Source organism: Streptomyces rubellomurinus (assembly GCF_000961885.1).
In the GTDB taxonomy this organism is placed as follows: domain Bacteria; phylum Actinomycetota; class Actinomycetes; order Streptomycetales; family Streptomycetaceae; genus Kitasatospora; species Kitasatospora rubellomurina.
Genome location: NZ_JZKH01000148.1, coordinates 1 through 12,452 on the forward strand (window position 1 = coordinate 1; position 12,452 = coordinate 12,452).

Annotated in this window: 8 protein-coding genes; 6 read left to right on the plus strand and 2 right to left on the minus strand. The window is 74.6% G+C overall.

The annotated features are described in order from the left end of the window. Window positions 1-441 precede the first annotated feature (441 nt). Window positions 442-4,293 carry an ABC transporter transmembrane domain-containing protein gene (locus tag VM95_RS35840; RefSeq protein ID WP_045705122.1) on the plus strand — a complete coding sequence of 1,284 codons (3,852 nt, stop codon included), beginning with the start codon at window positions 442-444 and terminating at the stop codon, window positions 4,291-4,293. A gap of 201 nt (window positions 4,294-4,494) precedes the next feature. Here VM95_RS35840 and VM95_RS35845 read toward each other — a convergent pair whose 3' ends face one another. Beyond that, window positions 4,495-5,418 carry an ATP-grasp domain-containing protein gene (locus VM95_RS35845; RefSeq protein ID WP_045705124.1) on the minus strand — a complete coding sequence of 308 codons (924 nt, stop codon included), beginning with the start codon at window positions 5,416-5,418 and terminating at the stop codon, window positions 4,495-4,497. Window positions 5,419-5,515: 97 nt separating this feature from the next. Here VM95_RS35845 and VM95_RS35850 point away from each other — a divergent pair, with 97 nt between their 5' ends. Further along, entirely contained in the window at window positions 5,516-6,046 is a 531-nt protein-coding gene (locus tag VM95_RS35850; RefSeq protein WP_045705110.1) for an NUDIX hydrolase, read from the plus strand. Window positions 6,047-6,203: 157 nt separating this feature from the next. Here VM95_RS35850 and VM95_RS35855 read toward each other — a convergent pair whose 3' ends face one another. After that, window positions 6,204-7,283, minus strand: a complete 1,080-nt coding sequence (locus tag VM95_RS35855; protein ID WP_045705112.1) for a hypothetical protein — start codon at window positions 7,281-7,283, stop codon at window positions 6,204-6,206. A 360-nt stretch (window positions 7,284-7,643) separates the two neighbouring features. Here VM95_RS35855 and VM95_RS35860 point away from each other — a divergent pair, with 360 nt between their 5' ends. The 4 genes from VM95_RS35860 to VM95_RS35875 all read left to right on the plus strand — a co-directional run bounded on the left by VM95_RS35860 (window position 7,644) and on the right by VM95_RS35875 (window position 12,302). Next, window positions 7,644-9,215 carry an APC family permease gene (locus VM95_RS35860; protein ID WP_045705115.1) on the plus strand — a complete coding sequence of 524 codons (1,572 nt, stop codon included), beginning with the start codon at window positions 7,644-7,646 and terminating at the stop codon, window positions 9,213-9,215. 217 nt (window positions 9,216-9,432) lie between these two features. Continuing rightward, on the plus strand, window positions 9,433-10,467 hold the full coding sequence (gene trpS / locus VM95_RS35865) for a tryptophan--tRNA ligase (protein ID WP_045705117.1): 1,035 nt from the start codon (window positions 9,433-9,435) through the stop codon (window positions 10,465-10,467). Window positions 10,468-10,637: 170 nt separating this feature from the next. After that, on the plus strand, window positions 10,638-11,609 hold the full coding sequence (locus tag VM95_RS35870; protein WP_045705118.1) for a S66 peptidase family protein: 972 nt from the start codon (window positions 10,638-10,640) through the stop codon (window positions 11,607-11,609). Window positions 11,610-11,627: 18 nt separating this feature from the next. Continuing rightward, complete coding sequence (locus VM95_RS35875) at window positions 11,628-12,302, plus strand: nucleoside/nucleotide kinase family protein (RefSeq protein WP_045705120.1); 675 nt, start codon at window positions 11,628-11,630, stop codon at window positions 12,300-12,302. Window positions 12,303-12,452 lie beyond the last annotated feature (150 nt).

Below are 12,452 nucleotides of genomic sequence, written 5' to 3' on the forward strand. Positions count from 1 at the left end.
ACGGCCCCCGCCCCCGGCCCTAGGCCCAAAGGCCGGTGCCCGCCCGCCCCTGGTCGCTGGGTGTGTGACGGCCGTTCGTCGACCCTGGAAGGGGTGCGGTCGGTCGGCCGGCCCGAATCCGCGTTCGACCGGGAATCGCGGCAGGCCGCAGGCTGTTGGCCTGTCCGCCGGACCGGACGATCCGGGCCGCCCGGGCGCGCCCTTCGGCTCCATCGGGGCCGAAAACGCCGTGGCGGCCACCCGACGAAATGGTTAGCATCCCTAAATATGCCCGAGACTCACGGATCTACGGTGGAGCAATCCCAGCCATCCCCGAGCGGCGCCCCGGCCTCGACCCCGGCCCAGGGCCCGGCCGACACGGCCCCCGCCCCGAGCCGGGCCGTACCCGACGACGCCCCGGGCCCGGCCGCCGCCGGTGACGCCCCGGAGGCCGCCGGCTGGCTGCGCCGCCTGCTCGGCTACTGCTGGCGGTCCCGCCGCAGCCTGCTGCTCGCCTTCGGCGCCTCGCTGCTCGGCATGGCCGTCACCGCGCTGGTGCCGCTGGTCACCAAGCTGATCATCGACGACGTCATCACCGCCCACACCCGCCCCCTGGCGCCGTGGGCGGTGGTGCTGCTGCTCGCCGCCGCCGTGGTCTTCGGCTGCACCCAGGTCCGCCGCTACTACGGCGGCCAGCTCGCCCTGGACGTCCAGCACGACATGCGGGCGGACCTGTTCCGCTCGCTCGGCCGGCTCGACGGCCACCGCCAGGACCGCCTGGACACCGGCCAGGTGGTCGGCCGCGCCACCTCCGACCTCCAGCTGGTCAACGGCCTGCTCTCGATGCTGCCGATGATGACCGGCTACCTGCTGATGTTCGGCATGTCGCTGGGCGTCATGGTCTGGCTGTCCCCGCCGCTCACCCTGATCGCCCTGGTGATGGCCCCCGCGCTGTGGTGGATATCGGTGCTCAGCCGCAAGCGCCTGTTCCCCGCCACCTGGGCGGCCCAGCAGGAGGCCGCCGCCGTCGCCGGCGTGGTGGACGGCGCGATCGGCGGCGTCCGCGTGGTCAAGGGCTTCGGCCAGGAGGCGCAGGAGCTCGACAAGCTGGAGGGCGCCTCGCGGAACCTCTTCGCCGCCCGGCTGCGCTCGATCCGCCTCAACGCCCGCTACAACCCGGCGATGCAGGCGATACCCGCGCTCGCGCAGGTGGCAGTGCTGTTCTTCGGCGGCTGGCTGGCCGTCGATGGCCAGGTCTCGCTCGGCACCTTCGTCGCCTTCTCCACCTACGTCGCGCAGATGACCGGCCCGGTGCGGATGCTGACCATGGTCATCACGGTCGGCCAGCAGGCCCGGGCAGGCGTCGAGCGCGTCCTGCAGCTGATCGATGAGCGCCCGCTGGTCCAGGAGCGCCCGGGCGCGCTCACCCTGGACCTCACCCTCGACACCGACACCGACACCGACACCGCCGCCGCGCCCGCCGCCGCCGCGCCCGCCACGACCACCGCGCCCGCCACCACGGCCGGCCCCCGGACCCGGGACGTCGCCCTGGAGTTCGACCAGGTCGAGTTCCGCTACGACCCCGAACACCCCGCCCCGGTCCTGCACGGCCTCAGCCTGACGCTGGCCCCCGGCGAGACCCTCGCCCTGGTCGGAGCCTCCGGCTCCGGCAAGTCGACGGTGGCCCAGCTGGTGCCCCGCTTCTACGACCCGGCCGCCGGCGCCGTCCGCCTCTACGGCCACGACCTGCGCGACCTCAGCCTGGACTCGGTCCGCGCGGCGGTCGGCATCGTCCCCGAGGAGAGCTTCCTGTTCTCGGAGTCGGTCGCCACCAACATCGCGTACGGCCGCCCGGACGCCACCGACGAGCAGATCGTCGCCGCCGCTCGGGCCGCCCAGGCCGACGAGTTCATCCGCGCGCTCCCGGAGGGCTACGACACCAAGGTCGGCGAGCAGGGGCTGACCCTCTCCGGCGGCCAGCGCCAGCGCATCGCCCTCGCCCGGGCGATCCTCACCGACCCCCGCATCCTGCTGCTGGACGACGCCACCTCGGCGGTCGACCCGCAGATCGAGGCGGAGATCCACGACGCCCTGCGGTCCGTGATGACCGGCCGCACCACGCTGCTGATCGCCCACCGCCGCTCGACCCTCCAGCTCGCCGACCGGATCGCCGTCCTGGAGCAGGGCCGGCTGCTGGACATCGGTACGCACGAGGAACTCGACGCCCGATGTCCCCAGTACCGGGCCCTGATCACCGACCCCGAGGCCGGCCGCACCCCGGCCGCCCAGGACGGGCAGCACGACTCCCCGGCCGACCCGGCCCTGGCCGACCGCACCGAGCGGGCCGACCAGACCGACCAGACCGACCAAGCCGACCGGCCCGCCCCGGCCGCCGAGCGGACGCCCGACCTCCCCACGCCCGACCTCCCCACCCCCGCCCTGGCCAAGGCGGCCCGCAGCGCCGACCCCGAGCTGCTGGCCAAGGTCGCCGCCCTGCCGCCCGCGACCGACTCCCCGGCCGTCCCCCGCGCCGAGGCCGAGGCGGGCGACCCCGACTTCACCCTCGGCCGCCTGCTGCGCCCCTTCCGTCGCCCGCTGGCGCTCGCCTTCCTGCTGGTCGCCCTGGACGCGGCCGCCGCCCTGGTGCTCCCGGTACTGATCCGGAACGGCATCGACGAGGGCGTGAGCAAGAGCCTGATGTCCGGGGTCGCGGTGGCCGGGCTCGTCGCGCTGGTCGTGGTGCTGCTGGACTGGCTGGTGCAGGGCGCCGAGAACCGGGTCAGCGGCCGGACCGGCGAGCGCGTGCTGTACACGCTGCGGCTGAAGATCTTCGCCCACCTCAACCGGCTCGGCCTGGACTACTACGAGCGCGAGCTGACCGGCCGGATCATGACCCGGATGACCACCGACCTGGACTCGCTGACGTCCTTCCTGCAGACCGGCCTGGTCACCGCCGTGGTCAGCCTGCTGACCTTCGCGGGCATCTTCGCCGCCCTGCTGATCATCGACGCGGGCCTGGCCCTGGTGGTCTTCGCGGTGCTGCCGCTGCTGGTGATCGCGACCCTGGTGTTCCGCCGGAAGTCCAGGGAGCAGTACGAGCTGTCCCGCGACCTCATCAGCACGGTCAACGCCGACCTGCAGGAGAACGTGGCCGGCATGCGCATCGTCCAGGCCTTCCGCCGCCTGGACACCAACACCGACCGCTTCGTCGCCCGCGGCATCGCCTACCGCGACGCCCGCGTCCGCGCGCAGCTCTACATCTCGCTGTACTTCCCGTTCGTCCAGTTCCTCTCCAGCGTGGCCGCCGCGCTGGTGCTGATCGTGGGCGCGGCCCGGGTCGACGACAAGACGCTGACGGTCGGCGCTCTGGTCGCGTACCTGCTGTACATCGACCTGTTCTTCGCGCCGGTCAACCAGCTGTCCCAGGTGTTCGACGGCTACCAGCAGGCCTCGGTCGGCCTCGGCCGGATCCGCGAGCTGCTGCGCACCCCGACCACCACCGCGCAGGCGGCCGACCCGGTGCCGGTCGACGGTCGGCTGCGCGGCGAGATCGCCTTCGAGGGCGTCGGCTTCGCCTACAACGGCGGTGCGGACGGCGCCCCGGAGGTGCTGAGCGACGTGAACCTGCACATCCCGGCCGGTCAGACGGTGGCGCTGGTCGGCGAGACCGGCGCCGGGAAGTCGACGCTGGTCAAGCTGGTCGCCCGGTTCTACGACGCGACGGCTGGCACCGTGCGGGTCGACGGGGTCGACCTCACCCGCTACGACCTGGCGCAGTACCGCCACCGGCTGGGCGTGGTGCCGCAGGAGGCCTACCTGTTCGCGGGCACCGTGCGCGAGGCGATCGCGTACGGGCGGCCGGACGCCACGGCGGCCGAGGTGGAGGAGGCGGCCCGGGCGGTCGGCGCGCACGACATGATCGTCCGACTGTCGGGAGGCTACGACCACGAGGTCGCGGGCCGCGGGCGAAACCTCTCGGCGGGCCAGCGCCAGCTGATCGCGCTCGCCCGGGCCGAACTCGTCGACCCGGACGTCCTGTTGCTCGACGAGGCCACCGCGGCACTCGACCTGGCCACCGAGGCGGCGGTCAACCGGGCCGCGGACCGGCTCAGCGGCGGCCGCACCACGCTGGTCATCGCCCACCGCCTGACCACCGCGGAACGTGCCGACCGGGTGGTCGTGCTGGACCACGGCCGGGTGGTCGAGGACGGCACGCACACCGAACTGCTCGCCCGGGGCGGGACGTACGCCCGGCTCTGGCAGGCGTTCATCGCGGAGGGCCACCACGCGGCCGAGCCGGTCCCGGCCGGTTAGCCCGCGGAGCGCCGCCGCACCTGACGGCCGGACGGGCCCGGTCGACTCCGACCGGGTCCGACCGCGTTCGACCGCACCTGACCGTGCTCGAACCCGATCCGCCTCGATCCGACCCGATCCGGCCAGATCCGGCCCGTTCCCTCCCGGGCTGCCCGACAGGACGGCCCGACAGGACGGCCCCCGCCGGGCCGGGCCCCGTCGTCAGGCGGCGATCAGCGAGGCCAGCAGCCCGGAGGCGTCGATCCCGTGCGGCAGGTCGCTGACCTGCCCGTCCCCGACCTCGACCACCCGCCAGCCGGAGCCGTCCGCCAGCCGGGCGAGGTCGGTCGTGACGAACCGGCAGCCGAGCGCCCGGACCAGCGCGGAAACGTCGGCGAGGTCGGGCTCGGCGGCGAGGTGCGGGGTGTCCGGGTGCGGCCCGATCAGGACCGGCCGCCCGTCCAGCCACCACACCCGCGCCTCCACGGCGCGCCCGCCTCCGCCTCCGCCGTCGCCCCCGGCCGGCGCACCGTCCGCGCGCTCGAACCGCTCGTACCGCCGCAGCACCACCCCGCCGGCCAGGAACTCGCCCTGCAGCTCGACGAACCGCCCCACCACCCGGCCGACCGCCGCCAGATCCGCCAACTCCGGCACGTAGCAGGCCTCGTGCCACTCGTGCTTGCGCGACTTCACGTAGTCCTTGACGACCGCCGGTCCGCTCCCGCCGAGCCGTGCCACCGCCGCCGCCAGCTCCTCCGGCCCGGGGCCCTCCGCCGAGCCGTCCCACGGGATCCACGTGCTGTCCGGGGTCGCGCCCTCGAACACCCGGTACCAGCCCGGCAGTTCATGCGCCGCCGCGTACCCGGCCGCACTGGTCAGCAGGGTGCCGCTGCGCCCGGCGAGCGCGGCGGCGAACTCGGCGTAGCGGGCCGAGGGCACCATCCAGCCCCGGTACCAGAGCGGGCCGCTGTCCTCCGGTACCTGCCGGACGGCCTCCCGGGCGTCCCCGCCGAGCAGCGCGTCGTGATCCACCAGGTGGTGCCGCCCGCCCAACTCCCGCAGCAGCCGGGCCTCCCAGGCGAAGTGCGGGTCGGGCCGGCGCGGGTTGAGCGGATCGGCGGGGAAGATGATCGCGGGTACACGCATGGCGGTCAGGGTACGGCCGGCGGGCGGGGCGGGGGAGCGGTCGGCACCGTGCCGGAATCCGCTCGACGCCCCCACCGGCCGCTGCGAGAGTGGTCCGATGCGAAAACTGCTGCGCCGCAAGCGCGTTCCCCGTCAGGCCGCCCGCACGGTGGTGCTGGACGGGGACGGCTCGGTCTTCCTGCTCCGGTCCGACAACGACGAGGTGGGCGTGCACTGGACCATGCCGGGCGGCGGCCTGGAACCGGGGGAGACACCGCGGGAGGGCGCCCGCCGGGAACTCTGGGAGGAGACCGGCTGGACCGACCTCGAACCGGGCCCGCTGCTCTGCACCTGGGAGCACGACTTCACCTGGCACGGCACCCCCGTGCGCCAGCACGAGCACATCTACCTCACCACCGGCCCGCACCGCGGCCCGGTCGGCGACGTCAGCGCGGTGCACGCCACCGACCGCATCCTCGACTGGCGCTGGTGGACCCGGGCCGACCTCGCCGACGAGAACGCCGACGCGCTCTGGCCGCCCCGACTGCCGGAACTGCTGGACGCCGTGCGGGAGGGCTGGGTCGTCGAGGGGCGCACCCCGGTGCCGGTCGACCTGGGGTACGTCCCGAACGCCCCGGTGGTCCGCTGACGATCCGCTCGGCCGAGTGACGACGACCGGGCCGCCACGGACGTCCGGGCCGCCGCGGACGGCGGGGCCGCCGCGGACGGCGGGGCCGCCGCGGACGGCGGGGCCGCCGCGGACGCCCGGGCAACCACAGGCGTCCGGCCTGCAGGGGCGGGGTCCGCTAGGGGCGTCCGCCCCGCCGACCCCGTCCGGACGGGGTGGACTCCCAGCCGTGCAGGTCCAACTCCCGGTCGTGCAGCGCGCCGGGGTTCATCAGCACCGTCAGCCGGGCGGTGCCCAGCCGCTCGACGGTGAGCCCGGTCGCGGACAGCAGCTGCTCGGTCGGCACCGACACGGCGATGGCGGGCCGCCAGGACGGCAGGACGACCAGGCTGGTGCCACGTCCGACCCGGACGGTGTGCGCCGCGACCCGGACCGGCGCCCGCTCCTCCGGCCGTCCGGCGGCCTCGGGCTGGCCGGGGCCGGAGCTGATCAGGATGCCCAGCGGCGGCTCGGCACGGCCGAGCCCGGCACCGGGGCCGGCCCCGGCCTCGACGACCCCACCGGCCGCCCAGCCCGCACCCGCCCCCGCCCAGCCCGCGCCCGGCGGCACCCAGGCGGCCACCGCATCGGCGGCCGGAGCCGGTTGGAGGTTCGTGGCGCCGTGCGTCGGGGCGCCTTCGTGGGCTGCTCCGGGGCCGGTACGGAGATCGGCTCGGGGTGCCGTCCCGGCCGGGTCGGTCGCGGCCGTCTCCCGTGCGGCCGCCTCCTGCCCGGTCGGGGCCGACTGGGGGTGCATCCGGCGCAGTCGACGTGAGGGCGAGGGCCGCAACGGGCCGAGCCCGTGCGGCCGCTCGCGCACCGGACGCGGCAGCGCCACCGGGGCCGGCACGGGCCCCGGCGTCGGCGCCGACTGACCGGAAGGCGCAGGCGCAGCCGCCAGCGCCTGGACGTCCCGCGCCCGACCCTCCTGCGGTGCGACGTCCGGCAGTTCGACAGCTCGCGGCCCGGCGTCCCGCACCGCGACCTCCCGCACCGCCGCATCCCGCACCGCCGCATCCCGCACCGCCGCGTCGCGCGGCCCGCGCGGCTGCGGCACCGAGTCGTGCCGGGCGAGGCCGGACGGCTCCGCGTCGGCCGGGCCGGGGTCGGCGGCCGTCGTGATCGAGCAGCGCGCGGCGGGCGGAGGCGGGGCCCCGGCACCGTCCACCGGCGGGCACGGTCGGGACGGGTCGGTGGCGGTGGGGTGGAGCGAAGTCATCGGCGGGCCCTTCGGGGACGGTCCTGATGATCCTCCCGCACGGCGCGACCAGCTCCAAGCGTCATTTCAGGGCGTGTGCCCGCGGGATTCCGCCGCCCCTACGGGGCGTGGCCGCCCAACTGCCGGGCGCGACGGGTCCGCTGGGTTCCCGGGGTTTGCCGGGCGGAGCGTGCGGCGCCGGTCGCGCGCCTGGCGTGCACGCCTACGCGCCGACGCGCGGCCCCGGCGGAGCCCGTGGACGAATACCAACGAAGTGCAAAGAATCACCAAGAGTTGGTCTATTCAACATTTCGCACTCGCACTTAGAGTGCGCTGGTGTCTGATCAGCAGCTCTCAGAGCGCAGAGGTAGCGGCCGGGCAATGGCGCCCGGCGCTCCGCAGGGTGCCCCGGTCAGTGGCACCAGTGGTGACCTCCCCGACCGGGGGACGGCGGGGGGAGCGGGGGACAAGGGCCTGCGGGGAGGCTCGGTCGGCCTGCTGGGCAGCGTGGTGCTGGGCGTGTCGACCGTGGCCCCGGTCTACTGCCTGACCGCGACGCTCGGCCCGACCGTCACCGCGGTCGGCGTGCAGATGCCCGCGGTGTTCCTGGCGGGCTTCCTGCCGATGCTGCTCGTGGCGTTCGCGTACAAGGAGCTGAACAAGGACTTCCCGGACTGCGGCACGTCCTTCACCTGGGCGGCCCGGGCGTTCGGCCCCCGGGTCGGCTGGATGGCCGGGTGGGGGCTGACCGTCGCCACCATCATCGTGCTGTCCAACCTGGCCGGGGTGGCGACGGAGTTCCTCTACCTGATGCTCGGTGAGATGACGGGGAGCGGGTGGATCGCCGAGCTCGACCAGGACAAGGCCGTCCACCTGCTCACCGTGGTCCTGCTGATCGCCGGCGCCACCGCGATGAGCTACCGGGGGATGACGGCCACCAAGTGGTTCCAGTACGGCCTGGTCGGTCTCCAGCTCGCCGTCCTGCTGCTGTTCTCGGGCATCGCGGTCGGCAGGGCCGTCTCCGGCGGCCTGCCCGACTCGATCGGCTTCTCGCCCTCCTGGCTCGACCCGCTCCAGGTCGGCTCCTTCAGCGCGTTCACCGCGGGCCTGTCGCTGTCGATCTTCATGTACTGGGGCTGGGACACCTGCCTCACCATGAACGAGGAGACCCTCGGCAGCGCCAGGACGCCCGGCCGCGCCGCGATGATCTCGATGGTCACCCTGGTCGGCTCGTACCTGCTGGTCGCGGTCGCCGCGCAGATGTTCGCGGGCGTCGGCTCCACCGGCACCGGCCTCGGCAACCCGGCGACCGCCGACAACGTCTTCGCCGCGCTCGCCCGTCCGGTGCTGGGCTCGCCGTGGAGCGTCCTGCTGTTCCTGGCCGTGGTCGCCAGCGCCGCCGCCAGCCTGCAGACCACCTTCATCCCGGTGGCCCGCACGCTGCTCGCGATGAGCGCCTACCGCGCGGTCCCGCCGCGCTTCGGCACCGTCCACCCGCGCTTCCGCACCCCCGGTTACGCGACCGTCGCGGCCGGCGTCGCGACCGCGGTGTTCTACGTCGGCATGAGTCTGATCAGCGAGAACGTCGTCCAGGACACCATCCTGGCGCTCGGCCTGATGATCTGCTTCTACTACGCGCTGACCGCCTTCGCCTGCGCCTGGTACTTCCGCCGCACCCTGCGCACCAGCCCGCGCGACCTCCTGCTCAGGGGCATCGCCCCGCTGCTCGGCGGCGTGCTGCTGACCGCCGTCTTCCTGCAGACCCTCACCGACGCCTGGTCCCCCGACTACGGCAGCGGCGCCGTCCTCGGCATCGGCTCGGTGTTCGTCATCGGCGTCGGCATCCTGCTCCTCGGCGCCGCGCTGATGACCTGGTACGGCCGCGTCCGGCCGGAGTTCTTCCGCGGCGAGACGCTGCGCGAGGACGCCTCCGCCCTCGTCGTCGAGGACTGACGCCACCGAGGACCGGCGCCACCGGGGACCGACGCTACGATGGGCCGCATGAAGCGCTTCACGGGCCTGTGCTGGTGGCCGTCCTAGGACGGCCACCACGCTCGCCTGACCAGGGCCGTCCGGGATTTCGGACGGCCCTGACGCGTTTCTCCGCGGGACGGGCCCCGCGCCCCGGACGGCCGCAGCAACCACCGCAGCCGCACCGAGGAGAAATCCGATGACCACCCAGGCACCCGCCCCGACCTCGACCTTCGACCCGGCCACCCAGCGCGTCCTGACCGGGGACCGCCCCACCGGGCCGCTCCACCTCGGCCACTACTTCGGCACCCTGCAGAACCGGGTCCGCCTCCAGGACCAGGGCGTCGACCTGTTCGTCCTGGTCGCCGACTACCAGGTGATCACCGACCGGGACGTCGCCGACCGGCTCGCCGAGCACACCGAGAACCTCGTCCTCGACTACCTCGCCGCCGGCGTCGACCCGGACCGCGCCACGATCTTCGCGCACAGCGCCGTCCCCGCCCTCAACCAGCTGATGCTGCCCTTCCTCAGCCTGGTCAGCGTCGCCGAACTGAGCCGCAACCCCACCGTCAAGGACGAGATCGCCCACTCCCGCCAGTCCGCCGTCAGCGGACTGATGTTCACCTACCCCGTCCACCAGGCCGCCGACCTGCTCTCCTGCAAGGCCACCCTCGTCCCGGTCGGCCAGGACCAGGTGCCCCACCTCGAAGTCGCCCGCACCATCGGCCGCCGCTTCAACGAGCGCTACCCCCACGCGGACGGCAGCGGCGTCTTCCCCGCCCCCCGGGCCCTGCTCTCCGACGCCCCGCTGCTCCTCGGCACCGACGGCGGCAAGATGAGCAAGAGCCGCGGCAACGCGATCACCCTCGGCGCCACCGAGGACGAGACCGCCCGACTGATCCGCGGCGCCAAGACCGACGCCGAACGCCGCATCGGCTACGACCCGACCGGCCGCCCGGAGGTCTCCAGCCTCGTCCTGCTCACCGCGCTGTGCCAGGAACGCGACCCCGAGACCGTCGCCGAGGAGATCGGGGACGGCGGCGCCGCCGCCCTCAAGCGCGCCGCCACCGAGGCCGTCAACGAGCACCTGCGCCCGCTGCGCACCCGCCGCGCCGAACTCGCCGCCGACCGCGGCCACCTGCGGCAGGTCCTGCGCGACGGCGCCGAGCGGGCCAACGCCGTCGCCGACGCCACCCTCGCCGAAGTCCGGGAGGTGATGGGCGCGATCGCCTGAAGGGCACTCACCCCTCGGGCCGGGACGCCGCCGTACCGGACCCCGGTGCGTCAGCGGATCGGAACATCGAGCGGTCGATGCGAGGGCATATCGTCACGGGCGGCCCCGGCGTGTTCGAGGCCGCCCGAACGCTCGCACCCTCCCCACCTTCCCGAAAGGCGGACCGGCCCATGGCCCAGCACCCGACCCCACCCGGCCCGGGGCTGACCCGACCGCCGCACCTGCGCCCCGGCGACCACATCACCGTCGTCGCCACCAGCGGCCCGATCGACCCCGTGCGGCTCACCGCGGGCTGCGAGATCCTCCGTTCCTGGGGCCTGCGCGTCACCGTCGCCCCGCACGTCCTCGACACCCACCCCACCCTCGGCTACCTCGCCGGCACCGACGCCGACCGGGCCGCCGACCTCCAGGCCGCCTGGCTCGACCCCACCGTCGACGCCGTCATCTCCGCCCGTGGCGGCTACGGCGTCCACCGCATGGTCGACCTCCTCGACTGGACGGCCATGGCCGCCGTCCCGCCCAAGGCGTTCATCGGCTTCAGCGACGTCTCCTCCCTGCACGAGGCCTTCGCCCAGCGCCTCGGCCTCGCCACCCTGTACGGGCCGCTGGCCGCCGGCGCCGCCTTCGTCGACGACGGCCCCACCGCCGAGCACCTGCGCCGCACCCTCTTCGACCCGGCCGCCACCACCGTCCTCACCTCGCCCACCGCCACCCCGCTCGTCGGCGGCCGGGCCCGCGGCGTCACGGCCGGCGGGTGCGTCCACGTCCTCGCCGCCGAACGCGGCACCCCCGCCGCCCGGCCGTCCTTCGCGGGCAGCATCCTCGTCCTGGAGGACGTCAACGAGCACCCCTACCAGCTCGACCGCCTGCTCACCCAGTTCCTGCGCTCCGGCGCCCTGGACGGAGTCGCCGGCATCGCCCTCGGCTCCTGGGAGGGCTGCGGGCGACCGGACCGGGTGCGGCAGGTGATGCTCGACCGCCTCGGGCCGCTCGGCATACCCGTGCTCTGGGAACTGGGCTTCGGCCACTGCCCGTCCAGCCTCACCGTCCCGCTCGGCGTCCCCGCCCTGCTCGACGCCGACGCCGGCACCCTCACCCTGGACCTGCCCGCCCTCGCCGCACCCGCCCCCGCCACCCGCTGAGCGCACTAGGGTGCGGCCATGAACGAGGCCCAGCCCACCGCCCTCGCCCTCGGACTCCTCCGCGGCCCGGGCAGCACCGCCCGCACGATCCTCGGACTTGCCGGCCCGCCCGGCGCCGGCAAGTCCACCCTCGCCCGGCACCTGGTGGCCGAGATCGACCGCATCGAGGGCCCCGGCACCGCCGCCTACGTCCCCCTCGACGGCTTCCACCTCTCCGCCGCCCAGCTCGACCGCCTCGGCCTCGCCCACCGCAAGGGCGCCCCGGCCACCTTCGACGCCCACGGGTACGTCGCCCTGCTGCGCCGCATCGCCGAGGACCGCTTCCAGGACATCTACGTCCCCGACTTCGACCGCACCCTCGACGAACCCGTCGCGGCCCGCCACGTCGTCCACCCGCACACCCGTCTCGTCATCACCGAGGGCAACTACCTCGCCGCCGCCGACGCCCCCTGGCCGGACGCCCGCCGCCGGCTGCGCGAGCTCTGGTACGTCCACACCGACGACGCCGTCCGCGAGCAGCGCCTGCTGAGCCGCCACCGCGACGGCGGGCGCGACGAGACCGCCGCCCGCCGGTGGGTCATCGGCAACGACCACCCCAACGGCGAGTACGTGAAGGCCGGCCGCTCGCTCTGTACCCGGACCGTCTCCGGGAGCGACTTGCCCGCCGTGCCGGACAGGGGTAGTGTTCTCTAGTCGCTCGGCAGGGAGCACCGGACACGCATCGGCGCGGACGGTCCCGGAGCGGCCAATCCTTCGAAACACCACTTCCTGGTTCGCACTGGGTCGCGTTTGCGTTTTCGCGTCGCGGCAGGGTGCTTATTCGGTGTGCGCGTTTTATCGGAT